Annotated in this window: 13 protein-coding genes; 4 read left to right on the forward strand and 9 right to left on the reverse strand. The window is 71.7% G+C overall.

The window, feature by feature from the left end:
- Window positions 1-120: 120 nt before the first annotated feature.
- From ACZ5PB_RS02995 to ACZ5PB_RS03015, 5 genes are all read right to left on the reverse strand, one after another.
- A complete protein-coding gene (locus ACZ5PB_RS02995; RefSeq protein ID WP_468687213.1) occupies window positions 121-1272 on the reverse strand; it encodes an XdhC family protein in 1152 nt (383 codons plus the stop codon).
- Between the two features lie 54 nt (window positions 1273-1326).
- A complete protein-coding gene (locus ACZ5PB_RS03000) occupies window positions 1327-2784 on the reverse strand; it encodes an NCS2 family permease (RefSeq protein WP_468687215.1) in 1458 nt (485 codons plus the stop codon).
- 320 nt (window positions 2785-3104) lie between these two features.
- Window positions 3105-5489, reverse strand: a complete 2385-nt coding sequence (locus ACZ5PB_RS03005; protein ID WP_468688255.1) for a xanthine dehydrogenase family protein molybdopterin-binding subunit — start codon at window positions 5487-5489, stop codon at window positions 3105-3107.
- A 5-nt stretch (window positions 5490-5494) separates the two neighbouring features.
- Window positions 5495-6106 carry a (2Fe-2S)-binding protein gene (locus ACZ5PB_RS03010; protein WP_468687216.1) on the reverse strand — a complete coding sequence of 204 codons (612 nt, stop codon included), beginning with the start codon at window positions 6104-6106 and terminating at the stop codon, window positions 5495-5497.
- 2 nt (window positions 6107-6108) lie between these two features.
- Window positions 6109-7002: an FAD binding domain-containing protein gene (locus ACZ5PB_RS03015; protein WP_468687218.1), complete on the reverse strand. Its 894-nt coding sequence runs from the start codon at window positions 7000-7002 to the stop codon at window positions 6109-6111.
- A gap of 331 nt (window positions 7003-7333) precedes the next feature.
- Between ACZ5PB_RS03015 and ACZ5PB_RS03020 the strand changes: the two genes are divergently transcribed.
- Window positions 7334-9040 carry a PucR family transcriptional regulator gene (locus ACZ5PB_RS03020; RefSeq protein ID WP_468687220.1) on the forward strand — a complete coding sequence of 569 codons (1707 nt, stop codon included), beginning with the start codon at window positions 7334-7336 and terminating at the stop codon, window positions 9038-9040.
- Between the two features lie 195 nt (window positions 9041-9235).
- Window positions 9236-10051 carry a hypothetical protein gene (locus ACZ5PB_RS03025; RefSeq protein ID WP_468687222.1) on the forward strand — a complete coding sequence of 272 codons (816 nt, stop codon included), beginning with the start codon at window positions 9236-9238 and terminating at the stop codon, window positions 10049-10051.
- A gap of 56 nt (window positions 10052-10107) precedes the next feature.
- On the opposite strand, the gene ACZ5PB_RS03030 is transcribed toward ACZ5PB_RS03025, so the two are convergent.
- Complete coding sequence (locus ACZ5PB_RS03030; RefSeq protein ID WP_468687223.1) at window positions 10108-10827, reverse strand: GntR family transcriptional regulator; 720 nt, start codon at window positions 10825-10827, stop codon at window positions 10108-10110.
- Between the two features lie 139 nt (window positions 10828-10966).
- Here ACZ5PB_RS03030 and ACZ5PB_RS03035 point away from each other — a divergent pair, with 139 nt between their 5' ends.
- Together ACZ5PB_RS03035 and ACZ5PB_RS03040 are read left to right on the forward strand one after the other, a co-directional pair.
- Window positions 10967-11842 carry a (2Fe-2S)-binding protein gene (locus ACZ5PB_RS03035; RefSeq protein WP_468687224.1) on the forward strand — a complete coding sequence of 292 codons (876 nt, stop codon included), beginning with the start codon at window positions 10967-10969 and terminating at the stop codon, window positions 11840-11842.
- Between the two features lie 222 nt (window positions 11843-12064).
- The gene (locus tag ACZ5PB_RS03040) at window positions 12065-13138 is read left to right on the forward strand and encodes a DUF2637 domain-containing protein (protein WP_468687226.1); all 1074 of its coding nucleotides are present in this window, start codon (window positions 12065-12067) and stop codon (window positions 13136-13138) included.
- Window positions 13139-13179: 41 nt separating this feature from the next.
- Here ACZ5PB_RS03040 and ACZ5PB_RS03045 read toward each other — a convergent pair whose 3' ends face one another.
- The 3 genes from ACZ5PB_RS03045 to ACZ5PB_RS03055 form a co-directional block, all read right to left on the reverse strand.
- Window positions 13180-13668: an ATP-binding protein gene (locus ACZ5PB_RS03045; RefSeq protein ID WP_468687227.1), complete on the reverse strand. Its 489-nt coding sequence runs from the start codon at window positions 13666-13668 to the stop codon at window positions 13180-13182.
- Window positions 13669-13953: 285 nt separating this feature from the next.
- On the reverse strand, window positions 13954-15696 hold the full coding sequence (locus ACZ5PB_RS03050) for a pyruvate dehydrogenase (RefSeq protein WP_468687228.1): 1743 nt from the start codon (window positions 15694-15696) through the stop codon (window positions 13954-13956).
- 104 nt (window positions 15697-15800) lie between these two features.
- Window positions 15801-17747: a protein phosphatase 2C domain-containing protein gene (locus ACZ5PB_RS03055; protein WP_468687229.1), complete on the reverse strand. Its 1947-nt coding sequence runs from the start codon at window positions 17745-17747 to the stop codon at window positions 15801-15803.
- Window positions 17748-17798 lie beyond the last annotated feature (51 nt).

The raw sequence follows: 17798 nt of genomic DNA on the forward strand, positions 1-17798 counted from the left end.
CAGCCCGACCCGATCCGGAGGGGCCCCGGCTCAGCCCAGCCCGGCGGGGCTCGGCCCGATACGGGCCGCTCCGGTTCAGCCCGGCCCGGTTCAGGCCGGTTCGGCTCAGCCTGGTCCGGTTCAGGCCGCGGAGCCTATCCGGCCTGTAGGACCGTTCGAGCCGTCGTGGTGGATTGGGGTGTGTGCGCCCGTCAGGGAGACCCCGCTGCCGCCGCGCCGGGTGGCGACGATCTCGGCGGCGATCGACAGGGCGGTCTCCTCCGGGGTGCGGGCGCCGAGGTCGAGGCCGATCGGCGACCGTAGGCGGGCCAACTCCAGTTCGGTGACGCCGACTTCGCGGAGGCGGTCGTTGCGCTCCAGGTGGGTGCGGCGCGATCCCATGGCGCCGACGTAGGCGACCGGGAGCTTGAGGGCGAGTTCGAGGAGCGGGACGTCGAACTTGGCGTCGTGGGTGAGGACGCAGAGCACGGTGCGGCTGTCGGTCTCGGCCGACTCCAGGTAGCGGTGCGGCCAGTCGACGACGATCTCGTCCGCCTCGGGGAAGCGGGCGGCCGTGGCGAAGACGGGGCGGGCGTCGCAGACGGTGACGTGGTAGTTCAGGAACTTGCCGACCCGTACCAGTGCCGAGGCGAAGTCGATCGCCCCGAAGACGATCATGCGGGGGGCGGGCACGCTCGACTCGACCAGGAGGGTGAGCGGCTGTCCGCAGCGGGAGCCGTCCTCGCCGATGGTGATGCCGCCGGTGCGGCCGGCGTCCAGCATGGCGCGGGCTTCCGAGGCGGCGGTGCGGTCCAGTTCGGGGTGGCCGCCCAGGCCGCCTTCGTACCGTCCGTCGGGGTGGACGAGCAGGGCCCGGCCGAGCAGTTCCCGTGGGCCCTCGGTGATCCGGGCGAGGGCCGCTGCCGTCCCCCCGGCGGCAGCGGCGTACGCCGAGGCGTAGACCTCGCGGGACGGTGCGTCCCCGCGGACCGGCGTCACCAGGATGTCGATGACGCCGCCGCAGGTCAGACCGACCGCGAAGGCGTCCTCGTCGCTGTAGCCGAAGCGCTCGACGACCGAGTGGCCGTCCGCCAGCGCCTGCTGGCACAGCTCGTAGACGGCGCCCTCCACGCATCCCCCGGAGACGGATCCGATGGCCGTGCCGTCACTGTCGACGGCGAGGGCCGCACCGGGCTGCCGGGGCGAGCTTCCGCTCGTCGCCACGACCGTGGCGACGGCGAACTCCCGGCCCTGCCGGGCCCACCGGTCGAGCTCTTCGGCGATGTCCAGCATGACTGTCTCCTTCGACGGGTCGAGGGGGGAAGCGTGGAGGGCTCAGGGGTACGACTACCCGACGCCGAGCCAGGATTCGATCGGGTGGAGGGCGAAGTAGATGACGAAGATGCCGGTCAGCGCCCACATGAAGCCGCCGACCTCGCGCGCCTTGCCCTGGGCCACCTTGATGACGACCCAGGCGATGACGCCGGCCGCGACGCCGGTGGTGATGGTGTACGTGAACGGCATCAGCACGACCGTCAGGAAGACCGGGATCGCGGTGCTTCGGTCGGCCCAGTCCACGTGACGGGCGTTCTGCATCATCATCGCGCCGATCACGACCAGGGCGGCGGAGGCCACCTCGGCCGGGACGATCGCGGTGAGCGGGGTGAAGAAGACACAGGCGGCGAAGAAGAGGCCGGTGACGACCGCGGAGAGACCCGTACGGGCCCCCTCCCCGACGCCCGTCGCGGACTCCACGAACACGGTCTGGCCGGAGCCGCCCGCGACACCGCCGATGGCACCGCCGGCACCGTCGACGAACAGCGCCTTGGACAGGCCCGGCATCCGGCCCTTGTCGTCGGCCAGCTTGGCCTCGGTGCCGACGCCGATGATGGTGGCCATGGCGTCGAAGAAGCCCGCCAGCACCAGGGTGAAGACGATCATGCCGACGGTCAGTACGCCGATGTCGCCCCAGCCGGTGAACTCGACCTTGCCGAAGAGCGAGAAGTCCGGCATCGAGACCACGCCGTCCAGGGCCGGCGGGCGCTGGTTGCTCCAGGCCTTCGCCGGGATCGGGCTGATCGCGTTGACGATGACGGCGATGACCGTGCCCACCACGATGCCGATGAGGATCGCGCCGGGGATGTTGCGCGCCTGGAGCGCGAAGATCAGCAGCAGGGTGACCGCGAAGATCAGGACGGGCCAGCCGGCGAGTTCACCGGCCGGGCCGAGGGAGAGCGGGGTCGCCTTGCCCGGGTGCACGAACCCGGCCTTCACCAGCCCGATCAGGGCGATGAAGAGGCCGATGCCCATGGTGATGCCGTGCTTGAGCGCCAGCGGGATGGCGTTCATGATCATCTCGCGCAGTCCGGTGACGACCAGGAGCATGATCACGACGCCGTACATGACGCACATCGCCATGGCCTGGCCCCAGGTCATGTTGGGTGCGACCTGCGAGGCGAGTACGCCGGAGACGCTGAGACCGGCGGCCAGGGCGAGCGGGACCTTGCCCACGAAGCCCATCAGGAGGGTGGTGACGGCTGCCGCGAAGGCGGTCGCGGTGATCAGCGCGGCGTTGCCGAGCACACCGCCCTTGGCGTCCGGGCCGCTGAGGATCACCGGATTGAGCAGGAGGATGTACGCCATCGCCATGAAGGTCGTGATGCCGCCGCGAACCTCACGGGCGACGGTCGAGCCGCGCTTGGATATGTGGAAGTACCGGTCGAGCCACGAACGGCCGGCGGGCTGGCGCGTACCCGCGCCGGCGTCCTCCGCCGTCTTCGTGGGCTCAGTGGACTGCTGGGTCATGATGCCTTGTCTCCCAAGGTTCAAAGGGGCATCCGTGAGCGGGCTCGCAGCGGAAGCGAACGAGCGGGCCGCGGAATTCGGGGACTGTGCGAGGGCTGCACGACCCGGAGGGACGGTCCGAGACGAAAGCGCGTGGTGCGAAATGCGGCACTACGGGTCACTGCCCGTACTGCGGTTCTTGCGGGGTGCTGCCGATACAACTGCCGCTAGCGCTGCGGACGTTGACGGCCCCGGGCGGCGGGCGGACGGAAGTGTGACGTTCCTGGAGGCAACGCCGCCCGGGGAGTTCGTGCACCGGTCCTGAGTGACCTGACGGGTGATCAGGTCCCGGTGAGGTGCTCCGGGCGTACCGGAGTCCGGTTGAGCTCCAGCCCGGTCGCCGCCCGGATCGCCGCGAGCACGGCGGGGGTGGACGAGAGGGTCGGGGCCTCGCCGATGCCGCGCAGTCCGTACGGCGCGTGGTCGTCGGCGAGTTCGAGCACGTCGACGGGGATGGTCGGCGTGTCGAGGATGGTGGGGAGCAGGTAGTCCGTGAAGGAGGGGTTGCGCACCTTCGCGGTCACCGGGTCGACGACGATCTCCTCCATGACGGCGATGCCCATGCCCTGGAGGGTGCCGCCCTGGATCTGGCCGAGCACCGACAGCGGGTTGAGCGCCTTGCCGACGTCCTGCGCACAGGCCAGTTCGATGACCTTGACCAGGCCCAGCTCGGTGTCGACCTCCACCACCGCGCGGTGCGCGGCGAAGGAGTACTGGACGTGGCCGTTGCCCTGTCCGGTACGCAGGTCGAAGGCCTCGGTGGGGCGGTGCCGCCACTCCGCCTCGACCTCGACCGACTCGTCCTCCAGTACGTCGACCAGGTCGCTGAGCACCTCGCCGCCGTCGGTGACGACCTTGCCGCCCTCCAGGAGCAGCTCGGCGGTCGCCCACGCGGGGTGGTACGAGCCGAACTTGCGCCGCCCGATCTCCAGCACCTGCTCGCGGACGAGCTCGCAGGAGTTCTTGACCGCGCCGCCGGTGACGTACGTCTGCCGGGAGGCCGAGGTGGAGCCGGCCGAGCCGACCCGGGTGTCCGCCGGGTGGATGGTCACCTGGGTGACGCCCAGCTCGGTGCGGGCGATCTGCGCGTGGACGGTGACGCCGCCCTGGCCGACCTCCGCCATCGCGGTGTGGACGGTCGCCACGGGTTCGCCGTTGATGACCTCCATCCGGACGCGGGCCGTGGAGTAGTCGTCGAAGCCCTCGGAGAAGCCGACGTTCTTGATGCCGACCGCGTAACCCACACCCCGTACGACGCCTTCGCCGTGCGTGGTGTTGGACAACCCGCCGGGCAGCGCGCGGACGTCCGCCTGCTCGCCGGCCGCCAGCCACTGCTGCTCCGGCGGCATCGGCATGGCCTTGACCCGGCGCAGCAGCTCGGCCACCGGGGCGGGCGAGTCGCAGGGCTGTCCGGTCGGCAGCAGGGTGCCCTGCTCCATGGCGTTCAGCTGGCGGAACTCCACCGCGTCCATGCCCAGCTTGGCCGCCAGCTTGTCCATCTGGGCCTCGTACGCGAAGCACGCCTGGACCGCGCCGAAGCCGCGCATGGCGCCGCAGGGCGGGTTGTTGGAGTACAGCGCGATTGCCTCGATGTCGACGTCCTCGATGACGTACGGGCCCACGCTCAGCGAGGAGGCGTTGCCGACGACCGCCGGGGAGGCCGAGGCGTAGGCGCCGCCGTCGAGCACGATGCGGCACTTCATGTGGGTGAGCTTGCCGTCCTTGGTCGCCCCGTGCTCGTAGTAAAGCTTGGCGGGGTGGCGGTGGACGTGCCCGAAGAACGACTCGAAGCGGTTGTAGACCATCTTGACCGGCTTGCCCGTGCGCACCGCGAGCAGGCAGGCGTGGATCTGCATCGAGATGTCCTCGCGGCCGCCGAAGGCACCGCCGACGCCGGAGAGCGTCATGCGGATCTTCTCCTCGGGCATGCCGAGGACGGGGGCGATCTGGCCGAGGTCGGAGTGCAGCCACTGGGTGGCGACGTACAGGTCGATGCCGCCGTCCTCGGCGGGCACCGCGAGGCCGGACTCCGGGCCGAGGAAGGCCTGGTCCTGCATGCCGAAGGTGTACTCGCCCCTGACGATGACGTCGGCCTTCTTGGCGGCCTCGTCGGCGTTGCCGCGGATGATCGGCTGGCGGTGCACGATGTTGGGATGCGGGACGTGGTCGGCGTGGTGGTCGTCGCGGTTCTCGTGCACCAGGATCGCGTCGGGTGCGGTCGCGGACGCCTCGTCGGTGATGACGGGGAGCTCGCGGTACTCGACCTTGATCTTGGCGGCGGCGCGGCGGGCCGTCTCCGGGTGGTCGGCGGCGACGAGCGCCACCGGCTCCCCGTGGTGGCGGACCTTGCCGCAGGCGAGGACCGGGGTGTCCTTGAACTCCAGGCCGTACGTCTTCTGCGCGGCCGGCAGGTCGTCGTACGTCAGCACGGCGTAGACGCCGGGCATGGCGACGGCCTCGCCGATGTCGATGGAGACGATCTCGGCGTGCGCGACGGTGGAGCGCAGGGTGTGGCCCCAGAGCATGTCCTCGTGCCACATGTCGGAGGAGTAGGCGAACTCGCCCGTGACCTTCAGGGTGCCGTCGGGGCGGAGCGTGGACTCGCCGATGCCGCCCTTGGTCTTGGTGCCCTGGTTGATGTTCGTGGGTGTTCCTGTGACGCCCATGGTGCTCAAACCGCGCTTTCCTGAAGTCCTTGGCCATCCTGGCGGGCGGCGGCGAGGCGCACCGCGTCCAGGATCTTTTCGTAACCGGTGCAGCGGCAGAGGTTGCCGGAGAGCGCCTCGCGGATGTCCGCGTCGGACGGCGAGGGGTTGCGCTCCAGCATCTCGTCGGCGGCGACCAGCAGGCCGGGGGTGCAGAAACCGCACTGCACGGCGCCGGCGTCGATGAACGCCTGCTGGATCGGGGAGAGCTCGCCCGCCTCGCCGGTCCGGCCGTCGGACGGCCTGGCCTGCCAGCGCTTGGCGGAGTCGATGCTCGTGCCGCACGCCTTGGTGCCGCAGGCGCCGCCCGGGTGCTCGGCGGTGCGGTGCTGGGCGTAGTCGGCCAGGCCCTCGACCGTGACGACCTCGCGGCCCTCGACCTGACCGGCCGCGACCAGACAGGCGCAGACCGGGACTCCGTCCAGACGGACCGTGCAGGAGCCGCACTCGCCCTGCTCGCAGGCGTTCTTGGAGCCGGGCAGGCCCATGCGCTCGCGCAGTACGTACAGGAGGGACTCGCCCTCCCAGACGTCGTCCGCCTCTTGCTTGCGGCCGTTGACCGTGAAATTGACGCGCATGGTTACGCAGCTCCTTCCAGCGTGGTGCGGGCGTTGCCGCGGTACTGCTCCCAGGTCCAGCCGAGCGTGCGGCGGGCCATGATGCCGACCGCGTGGCGGCGGTACTGGGCGGTGCCCCGGACGTCGTCGATGGGGTTGCAGGCGCCGGACGCGAGCGTGGCGAACTGCTTGGCGATCGACGGCGTGATGATCTTGCCGCTCTCCCAGAAGCCGCCCTCTTCCAGCGCGGCGTTCAGGAACTCCTCGGCGGCGCGGGCGCGCAGCGGGGTCGGTGCGGCGGAACCGATGCCGGTCTTCACCGTCCGGGTCTCCGGGTGCAGCGCGATACCGAAGGCGCACACCGCGATGACCATCGCGTTGCGGGTGCCGACCTTGGAGAACTGCTGCGGCCCGTCGGCCTTCTTGATGTGTACGGCCTTGATCAGCTCGTCGGGCTCCAGCGAGTTGCGCTTGACGCCGGTGTAGAACTCCTCGACGGGGATCAGGCGGGTGCCCCGTACGGACTCGGCCTCGACCTCGGCGCCCGCGGAGAGCAGTGCCGGGTGCGAGTCGCCGGCCGGGGAGGCCGCGCCGAGGTTGCCGCCGACGGATCCGCGGTTGCGGATCTGCGGCGATCCCACGGTGTGGGACGCGAGCGCGAGTCCGGGGAGCTCGGCGCGCAGGTGGTCCATGATCTGGGTGTACGGAACGGAGGCGCCGAGAATCACGTTGTCCTGGCCCACCTCCCACTCCCGCAGCTCACCGATGCGGTTCAGGTCCAGAAGGTACTCGGGACGTCGGTGGTCGAAGTTGATCTCGACCATCACATCGGTGCCACCCGCGATGGGGACAGCGGTGGGGTGCTCGGCCTTGGCGGCGAGCGCCTCCTCCCAGCTGGCGGGGCGAAGGAAGTCCATGAGTGGCTCTCTCTTCGTGTTCGGGGGCGACTGTTCAGTTGCTGCCACCACATGACCTTCGCGGCTCGCAAGTGACGTTCGACCCTTGCTTAACGTCCTGTTCACGTGGTGGTGGCCCAAGTACACAAGCCGGGGGAAGTCCGGTGCAGTCACCGAAACCATGAAGGAGTTGGCTGGTCGCCCGTCTCGTCTTGTAGATTCGAACGAAAGGCGGGGAACAGCAACCTCGCCGTAATTCACAGTTTTCACCGGCCACACCGCTTTCGGCCACGGCACACACCCCGACCGGCGTCCGCGCCGGTCCCGACGAGAGAACGGCGGCGACACGACGATGCGGCTGCGCGCCCTGCTGGAAACCGAAGCGCTCGGCCTGCGCCTGCTGGGCGGCGAGGACGAGCTCGACCGTACGGTGCGCGGCGTCATGACGACCGACCTGCGCGACCCCACCCGCTATCTGTCCGGCGGCGAGCTGGTCCTGACGGGGCTCGCCTGGCGGCACACCGCCGAGGACTCGGAGCCGTTCGTACGGATCCTCGCCACGGCCGGCGTGGTCGGTCTGGCGGCGGGCGAGGCGGAGCTCGGCAGCGTCCCCGACGACCTGGTGGAGGCCTGTGCCAGGCACCGGCTGCCGCTGTTCGCGGTGACCGAGTCGGTGGCCTTCGCGACCATCACCGAGCACGTCGTACGACAGGTGTCGGGCGAGCGGGCCGGGGACCTGGCGGCGGTCGTCGACCGGCACCGGCGGCTGATGACCTCGGGTCCGGCGGGCGGCGGCCCGGAGGTGGTCCTGGACCTGCTCACCTCCGACCTGGACCTGCACGCCTGGGTGCTGTCCCCGGTCGGCCGCCAGGTGGCCGGATCGGACACCCCGCTGCCCACCGGGGTCGGCCCCGCGCTGGCCGCCGAGCACCTGGCGGCCAGCCGCACCGGGCGCCGCAGCCCGCACCGGGTGACCTCCGGCGGCACCACGTACTCCCTGTTCCCCATCCGTCACGCGGGCCGGGGCACGGCCGCCCTCGCCGGTACGGCGGCCTCCCGGGACGTGCGCGAGAGCGTGCTGTCGGACTGGCTGCTGGCCGTGGAGGCGGACGCGGGCGAGTGGCCGGCGGCCCGGCTGGACCTGCTCCAGGGCGTCACACAGCTGATCGCCGTGGAGCGCGACCGCAGGGACGCGGCCCGCACCGTGCGGCGCAGGCTCGCCCAGGAGGTCCTTGAGCTGGTCCAGTCGGGTGCCGCGCCTTCCGAGATCGCCGCCAGGCTGCGGGTGGCCGCCCCGGTGCTGCTGCCCGGTCTGGGCGCCGCCCCGCACTGGCAGGTGGTCGTGGCGCGCGTCGAGTGGGACGGCGGTGAGGCGGAGAGCGGGCCCGCGGCGCAGGCGCTGCTGGAGGAGATCCTGGTGGATCCCACCATTCCGGCGGACTCGATGGCGGCCGCCGCCGAACCCGCGGACCGGATCGCGGTCGCGCACAGCGGCGAGGAGGCCATCGCCCTGGTTCCGCTGCCCGCGGTCGCCGCCGATCTCGCGGAGGGCGAGGAGAGCCCCGGGCTGCACGCGGAGACCCTGCTGGCCGCCGTCCAGGCGCCGCTGTCGGGCGGTCTGGCGGACGACGGGCGGCTCACCCTGGGGGTCAGTGCCCCGGTGCACTCCGCGGAGGGCCTGCGCGGTGCGCTGGAGGAGGCCCGGCACGCCCGCCGGGTCGCCGCGGCCCGCCCCGGCCGGGTCGCCGCCGCCGGGCACCACGAGCTGGCCTCGCACGTACTGCTGCTGCCGTTCGTCCCGGACGACGTGCGCCGCGCCTTCACCGCGCGGCTGCTGGATCCGCTGCGGGACTACGACCGGCGGCACCGCGCGGAGCTGATTCCGACCCTGGAGGCGTTCCTCGACAGCGACGGCTCCTGGACCCGCTGCGCGGCCCGGCTGCACCTCCACGTCAACACGCTGCGCTACCGCGTCGGGCGGATCGAACAGCTGACGGGCCGTGATCTCTCGCGGCTGGAAGACAAATTGGACTTCTTCCTGGCCCTGCGCATGAGCTGACCCCCGGGCGGCGTTCGAGGGACGGCCACCGACCGCCGAGCGGGGCCCGTCCTTTGTGAAAAAATTCACCCGGACTCTTGGCCCGATGGTCATTTCATGCTGTGATGCGCGCAACGACCGCACGTCCGACTGGCGTTCACCGGACGTCCGAACGGTCGCACTTCACAGCTCAATGGCGCGCTCGGGGAGGGCAATGTGGCGGACACCGCCATGTCGGATTCCGGTTCGGGGACAGGGGAGCCCGGTACGCAGGGGGCCTTCGAGGGGGGAGGCGGACCACTCCAGACGGCCGTGTGGCGGCTGCGCTCCCGGGGCTGCTGGGCGGATGCGGCGGCTCTGCTCGAAGCCCGCCCCGGCGCGGCGCCCGCGCTCCAGCGGGCGGCCCTGCTGGTCGAACGCTGTCTGTTCACCGAGCAGGGCTGGCCGGAGGCCGAGGAGGCGCTGCGCGGCGCCGAGGCCCTCGCCAAGGAGGACGACGAGCGGGGCGGGGCGGCCTGCGAGCGGGGGCACCTGGCGTACGCGTCGACGGTCCTCGGGGTACGCGACCGGGCCGACGAGGCCCGTTCCGCGCTGGGCCGGGCGGCGGCCCTGCTGCACCCGGACTCCGCGAACCGGCCGCTGCTGGACTTCCGCCGGGGTCTGATCGCCGAGCACCTCTCCGACTCGCCGCAGTCCGCGCGGGCCGCGTACCGGCGGGCGCACGAGGGCGCCACCACCCACCGCAAGCCGCTCCTGCTGTCCTTCACCTGGCGGCACCTGGCCGGACTCGCCCTGCGCGAGGGGGAGTTGGCACAGGCCAGGCACGGTTTCGCGGAGTCCCTGCGGATACGGGAGGAACTCGGCTATCTGGTGGGCACCGCCCCCGCCCTGGTGGCCCTGGCGGACACCGAACCGGAACCGGAGGCCACCCGGCTGCGGGCCGAAGCCTCCCGCCTCTTCCACCTGCTGGACGGCGTCCCCACCTGGCTCCGGAGCCAGCTCGCCGTCGCACCGGTGGCGGAGGGCGCCTGACCGGGGTGCCGCGTGACCGGGGTGCTGCCTGACCGGGGTGCCGCGTGACCGGGGCCCTAATGGGCGCCGGTGAAGTGTTCTCGTACGAGTGATTCCACCACGGGCAGGTCCTGTGCGATCAGGGCCTCCAGGAGTGCCAGGTGTTCCGCCGCGTCCGCCACCAGATCCGCCCGGCGGACGGCGGTGGCGCCCAGCAGCGGCCACTGGGCGCGGCGGTGCAGGTCGGCCGCGATGGTGACCAGCTGGGCGTTGCCGGAGAGGCCGAGGACCGCGCTGTGGAAGGTGCGGTCCGCCTCCGCGTAGGCCGCCCGGTCTCCCCCGGCGGCCGCCGCCGTAGCCGCCTCGGCGAGCGGGCGCAGTGCGCACCACCGCTCGGGTGCGACCGTGCGGGCCAGCCGCAGCATCGTCGGCACCTCGATCAACGCCCGTACGGCCGCGAGGTCGGAGAGGTCCGACTCGGCGCGTGAGGCGACGCGGAAGCCCCGGTTGGGGACCACCTCCACCGCGCCCTCCAGGACGAGTTGCTGCATCGCCTCGCGGACCGGGGTGGCCGACACCCCGAAGCGGGCGCCGAGCGCGGGGCCCGAGTAGACCTGACCGGGGGCCAGTTCGCCGCTGACGAGGGCGGTGCGCAGGGCGTCCAGGATCTGTCCGCGCACCGAGTGCCGCACCAGCCGGGGCGCCGGCGGTTCGCTGTGGGTGTGGTCACCGCGGGCGGCGGAGCGGTCAGCGGCTTGCGGCTGCCCGGGTATGTCCAGCCCTCGCGGCTGCTCCACCTGGTCCACCTCCGTTGTGCGGGCTTATGTCCGTGTGCAGCAGCCTAGGGGGCGGGCCTCACAGTTCAAACCTGCCACTGATCGGGTAAGGTAAGGCTTACCTGCACTCGACCCGTGATGCGATTCGGTGGTCCCCTGCATGCACGTCCCCTCCCTGCTCCCCTCCGGCGCCGCGCGCCCGGCCGCCGCCTCCCCCGTGGCGGACTCCTACGCGCGCCTCACCGAGGTCTTCCCGAGCCTGGTCGTACGGGAGCTGACGGGCGAGGAGCGTGCACCGCGCGGGTCCGGCTGGGTCGGCGCCGACGAGCTGGCGGCCGGGGGTCCCGCCCTCGACGCGTTCCTGGCCTGGGACGACGCCCAGGTGCTGCGCGACTACGGGCAGCAGGGCCGCCCCGATGTGATCGCCAGCTTCGGCATGCACCGCTACGCCTGGCCCGCCTGCCTCCTGGTGACCGTGCCCTGGTTCCTGCACCGCCGGGTGCCCCGGGTGCCGGCCGGGAACGTCGCCTTCCACCGGGTGCGGGGCCGGATGACCGTACGGGTGGAGGATTTCGCGTGCCTGCCCGGCGACCCGGCGGCGGCGCTGCCCGGCGCCCGCGTCGTACCGGACGAGGAGGCGCTGCGCGCCGATGTGCGGGCGGCGCTCGCCGAGCACCTGGAGCCGGTGCTGAACGGCTTCGGGCCCCGGATGCGGCGGCGCTCGCACGCGCTGTGGGGCATGGCCACCGACGAGATCGTCGAGGGGCTCTGGTACGTCGCCCATCTGCTCGGCGAGGAGCGGCGGGCCATGGCGGAGCTGGAGCTGCTGCTGCCCGGCGCGACGGCCCCCTACCGCGCCTCCGCGGGCTTCCGCGAGCTGACCGGTCCCGAGGGCGAGAAGCTGCCCACCCGGGACCGTGCCACCTGCTGTCTCTTCTACACCTTGCGCCCCGACGACACCTGTGTCACCTGCCCCCGGACCTGCGACGCGGACCGGGTGCGGAAGCTGCTCACGGAAGCCGTAACCTCCGGCTGATCGCCACGCCACCCGTGCGGGTGGCCGTATTCGAACCCAACTCACCTCATGGGAGCGGGGGTTCGAGTTTTTGCCACCTATCCGCATGGTGCGGAGTCCCGTTGGCGTTCTCTTGTCCCGAATCCCCTTGTGCACCTCACGCGGTGGGCCAATATGTCGCCGAAACGCACTGAGCGCTTTTCCGCGGTCCGGCCGCATGCGCTGACGCAAAGGGACTCCGCAATGAGAATGACCGACATATCGCTGGACTGGCTGCTTCCTGGCGTCGTGATGATCGCGGGTGTCCTGGCGGCGGTCGCGGTAATCGCACGCGGCAAGCGGGCGGGCCAGAAGGCCGCCGCGGGCACGGCGGAGGATTCGTGGGAACGCAGCGAGGAGCGGCGCAGAAGGAAGGAAGCCTTCTACGGGAGTGCTTCCTACGTCCTGCTGTTCTGCTGTGCCGCGGTCGCCGCCGCCCTGTCGTTCCACGGGCTGGTCGGCTTCGGGCAGCAGAACCTGAGCCTGTCCGGCGGCTGGGAGTACCTGGTGCCGTTCGGGCTCGACGGCGCGGCCATGTTCTGCTCCGTGCTCGCGGTCCGGGAGGCCAGTCACGGTGACGCGGCGCTCGGCTCGCGGCTGCTGGTGTGGACGTTCGCCGGGGCCGCCGCCTGGTTCAACTGGGTGCACGCTCCCAGGGGGTTCGGGCATGCGGGCGCGCCGCACTTCTTCGCCGGGATGTCGCTCTCGGCGGCGGTCCTCTTCGACCGGGCGCTCAAGCAGACCCGCCGTGCGGCACTGCGCGAGCAGGGGCTGGTCCCCCGGCCGCTCCCGCAGATCCGGATCGTCAGGTGGCTGCGGGCACCCAGGGAGACCTTCGGGGCCTGGTCGCTGATGCTGCTGGAAGGCGTACGGACGCTGGACGAGGCGGTCGACGAGGTACGCGAGGACCGGCGGCAGAAGGAGCAGAACCGTCTCCGCAGGAGGGAGCACGAGAAGCTGGAGCGCGCCCAGTTGAAGGCGATCAACCGGCAGCACCGCGCCTGGGGGCGCAACCGGAACGGCCGCCAGGTGGACGTGCAGTCCCTGGCGCCCGGTGGTTCGGGCGCCGCGCCGCATGCCGTCGCGGAGCCCGCCATACCAGAACCCGGACAACTGCCGCTTCGCTCCCGGCCCTCCCTCCAGGCCGTGAAAGGCGCTGGGAACAAGGGAGTTGAGACAAGGACGGTCGATCTGACCGCCGAGGACGACACCCAGGCACTGCCCAGGCTCGACTCACTGGAACAGAAGCTCAAGGACCTTGAGCAGCAGTTCGGTTGACGGGTCGTCAGTGAACCGGATCTCAGCGGGGGTTCGGCCGGTCACGCACCGGCCGGACCCCCGTCGAGTTCGAACCACACCACCTTGCCGAGACCGCGTCCCGGCATCCGCACTCCCCAGGCGTCGGAGAGTGCCTGCACCAGGAACAGCCCCCGGCCGTGCGTGCTCTCGTCACAGTCGGCGAGCATGGGCTCGGGCAGTCGCTCCAGATGGTCGCGCACCTCGACGCGCAGGACCGTCCGGTGGAGCGTCGCCGTCAGTTCGGCGTCGCTCTCGGTGTGGATGAGCGCGTTGGTCACCAGCTCGCTGGTGAGCAGTTCCGCGACGTCAGCGACCTCCGGGCGTCCCCAGTGGCGCAGCAATTCGCGCAGTGTGCGCCGCACTTCGGATACGGCGGTCAGGTCGGACCGCCCCAACCGGCAGCGCATGCCCGGCACTTCGTGGTCCACGTCGCCTTTGTCGTCCGTGCCCGCCACCCTCCCGTTGACGGCTGCCCCCGTGCTGCCCCCGCCCGGATGCTGTCTCGTCATAACCCCCACCCACACCCCGGTTCGACCCTTTCTCCCTCGAACAACCTCACGGAATGGATGCCCAGCAAGGGGAGACGACACTCATGTCCGGTAGGGAGGGCGTATGGACCGCGTGTCACCTTTCGCACGTTCGCCCGATGCGCGACTGTCGCTTCCGGCGTACGGGATGCGGGGCGCGGAGGGGCGGAGAGGGTCCGTGGCAGCGTCCGCTTCCCCCCGTACGCCCCCGAGCGGGGCCGCCGCCGCCCCCTCGCGTCGCGCGAAGGACCGGCGGCGACTTGGGACCTAGGGTCGCGGCACGTTCCGCAGGTTGGAGCGGGCCATCTGGACCATCCTGCCGACGCCGCCGTCCAGCACGATCTTGCTTGCGGAAAGGGCGAAGCCGGTGACCATGTCGGCCTTGATGCGGGGCGGGATGGACAGCGCGTTGGGGTCGGTGACGACGTCGACCAGGGCCGGGCCCTTGTGCTTGAAGGCGTCCTTGAGGGCCCCCGCCAGATCCTTGGGCTTCTCGACGCGGACCCCGTGCGCCCCGGCGGCGCGGGCAATGGCCGCGTAGTCGGTGGGGTGGTGGCTGGTGCCGTACGAGGGCATTCCGTCGACCAGCATCTCCAGTTCGACCATGCCGAGCGAGGAGTTGTTGAAGACGACGACCTTCACCGGCAGGTCGTACTGCACCAGGGTGAGGAAGTCGCCCATGAGCATTGAGAAGCCGCCGTCGCCGGACATCGAGACGACCTGCCGCTTGCGGTCGGTGAACTGGGCGCCGATGGCCTGCGGGAGCGCGTTGGCCATCGAGCCGTGCGAGAAGGAGCCGATGACCCGGCGCTTGCCGTTGGGGGTGAGGTAGCGGGCCGCCCAGACGTTGCACATTCCGGTGTCGACGGTGAACACGGCGTCGTCATCGGCCAGTTCGTCGAGGACCGAGGCGACGTACTCGGGGTGGATCGGGGTGTGCTTCTCGACCTTGCGGGTGTACGCCTTGATCACGCCCTCCAGCGCGTCGGCGTGCTTCTTGAGCATCTTGTCGAGGAACTTGCGGTCGCTCTTGGCCCGCACCCTGGGCGTCAGACAGCGCAGCGTCTCGCGTACGTCGCCCCAGATCGCCAGGTCCAGCTTGGTGCGCCGGCCCAGGTGCTCGGGGCGTACGTCGACCTGCACGGTCCGTACGTCGTCGGGCAGGAAGTCGGTGTACGGGAAGTCGGTGCCGAGCAGGATCAGCAGATCGCACTCGTGGGTGGCCTCGTAGGCGGCGCCGTAGCCGAGCAGACCGCTCATGCCGACGTCGTACGGGTTGTCGTACTGGATCCACTCCTTGCCGCGCAGCGCGTGGCCTACCGGGGACTTGATCCGCTCGGCGAACTCCATCACCTCGGCGTGCGCGCCCGCCGTGCCCGCCCCGCAGAACAGGGTGATCTTCTCGGCGTCGTCGATGAGCTGCGCCAGCCTGGCCACCTCGGCCTCGCCGGGGCGTACGGCGGGCCGGGAGGTGGCGAGGGTGAGCCCGCCGCCGTCCTCGCTGACCGGCTCCCCCGCGATGTCGCCGGGGAGGGTGACGACACTGACTCCGTTGAGGCCGACCGCGTGCTGGATGGCGGTCTGCAGGACGCGCGGCATCTGCTTGGGGCTGGAGATCAGCTCGCTGTAGTTGCTGCACTCCTGGAACAGCTGCTGCGGGTGAGTCTCCTGGAAGAAGGTGGTGCCGATCTCGCCGGACGGGATGTGCGAGGCGAGGGCGAGCACGGGTGCGGCGGACCGGTGGGCGTCGTACAGACCGTTGATCAGGTGCAGGTTGCCGGGGCCGCAGGAGCCCGCGCAGGCGGCGAGTTTCCCGGTGATCTGGGCCTCGGCGCCCGCGGCGAAGGCGGCGGTCTCCTCGTGCTTGACCTGGATCCAGTCGATGGAGCCGTTGCGGCGGATCGCGTCGACGACTGGGTTGAGACTGTCCCCGACCACTCCGTACAGGCGCTGGACGCCCGCCTGGACGAGCGTGTCGACGAACTGCTCCGCCACCTTCTGTTTGGCCATGACCGGGTCACACCTCTCAGGACGACAATCACATTTCTTGGATCATCCTGTCCCAAAAATCCCGGAATATGAACTCAGGGCTTCCCTGTCGGCCCTGTCGGCCCTCAGGACTCCCAGACCGCCACCGCCGTCCGGTCGTCGGCGTATCCCTTGGCCCGCAGGGTGACGTCGGCCAGATAGGTGGTGAGGCCGGGCGGTTCCAGGCCTGCCCAGCGGGTGGCCAGCACGTCGGCGAGCGCGCTCTCGCCGCGCAGCGGGTCGGCCAGGCCCGCGCTGCACAGCAGCAGGGTGTCACCCGGCTGCGCCACCGACGCCCGGAACCGGAAGAGCGATCCTGGCGGGACGGTGTCCACGTGCGGGGAGGGCGGTGTGGTGATACCGAGGTCCATGGTGAGGCGGTCGCCCTCCGGGGTCTCCTCGGAGTCCTGGGACTCCGCGCGGTCCGGTGATACGGACGGCGATTCCGTCGGTACGGAGCCGAAGCCGACCACCGGGGCGCCGGTGACCGCGTCGGGGCGGGGCTCCGGGGGCTCGATGTCCTGCCAGACCCCGTCGCGGAGCCGCAGCAGACCGCCCTCGCCGACGCCGAAGAAGATCCGGGTGCGGCACTGGGGGTCGGCGGACAACAGCAGGCAGCGCAGGTCGGCGGTGTACTCCCCCGGTTCCAGGCCGAGTTCGACCGCGCGGGAGCGGAGCTTGCCGAAGGCGCGGTCGGTCAGGCGGTGCAGTCCGGACTTGAGGTCGCCCCGGCGGCCGGCCCTGATGTCCTCGGCGAGCCGGGAGTGGCTGCGGCCCACCGCGCCAGCGATCCAGTCGCAGGCGTCGGCGGCGGCGAGGTGCGCGCCCTCGGCGGCGCGGGCGCCGGTGGCGACCGCGACCAGGACGAGGCCGCTCTCGCCTTCGCCGAAGCGTGCGGTGAGGAGGGCGTCGCGTCGGGGTTCGCCCCGGAAGCGGGCCGAGTCGCCGCGTATGGAGGCGGCGCGCAGGGTGTAGGCGCCGTAGCGGGCGCCGTCCAGGACGGTGTCCGCGACCAGTCCCTCCAGGTTGTTGGGATCCGCGGCGACCAGGGCGGTCGGCTCGGGGTCGTAGGTGGGAGGACCGGTGCCGATGTGGGTGGTGATGGGGCGGGGGGTCGGTGGGGGTGGTGGGGTCGGTGCTGCTGGTGGGGCCTGGTGGGCTGGGGTGGGGGGTGCGGGAGGTACGGGGGGTGCATCCCATTCGGCGGTGCGGGTGCGTTCGGTGGAGCTGCGGCTGGTGGGAGTGCGGTCGGTGGAGGCGCGGTCGACGGCGGTGCGGGTGCGGTCGGTGGCGGGGAGTTCCGGGGCGGGCCGGTCGTCCAGGGTGGGCCGCTCGTCCGGGGAGGGTCGGTCGTCCGGGTCGTCGGCCAGGCCCTCGTCCCAGGGCGGGAAGGAGGTGGGGAGCGGGGGGATGTCGCGGAGGGCGTGCTCCGGGGGGTCGGTGGGCGCCGTCGGCTCTGGGCGTGCCGTTGGCTCTGAGCGGGCCGGGGGTTCTTGGCGTGCCGTGGGCTCCGTGGGCGTCCGGGGCTCCATGGGCGTCCGGGAATCCGTGGGTGTTCGGGGCTCCGTGGGTTCGTCCCAGAGGCGGCGGGTGCGGCGGCCGGGGGTGCCGGGTGGGCCTGGTGGGGACGGGGGCGGGCCCCAGGTGGAGGTGGTGGTGGGGTCCGGGGGCCTGACTGTTGCCGGCGGGGCGTCCTCGGGCTCGGGGGCGGGGGGCGGGTGGGGCGGGGTCTGGCGGGGTGTCGGCAGCCAGGCGTCCCACTCCCTGGTCGCCGCGCGAACGGGCGCGCGGGGGTCGGGCGGTGGCGGTTCCCAGGGGGCCGGAGGGTGTTCCCTGCGCGGGGCCCCGGTCGGTGGGGGCGGTTCCGGTGGGGGTACCGGGTCCCGGTGGCCGGGGCCTCCCGGGGTGGAGTCGAAGTGGTCGTCCAAGGTCTTGCCCGTGGGTGCCGGGCCGGTGTCCGGGGCTGACTCGTCGTACAGCCGGTCCCACCAGTCGTCCTCGGCGTCTCGGCGCCGCTCCCCCTGCTGACTCATGCCCCTATTGTCCACCGCTGAGGCGATTCGGAAACGGGGCAGGAACGAAAA

Source organism: Streptomyces sp. NPDC032721 (genome assembly GCF_055579625.1).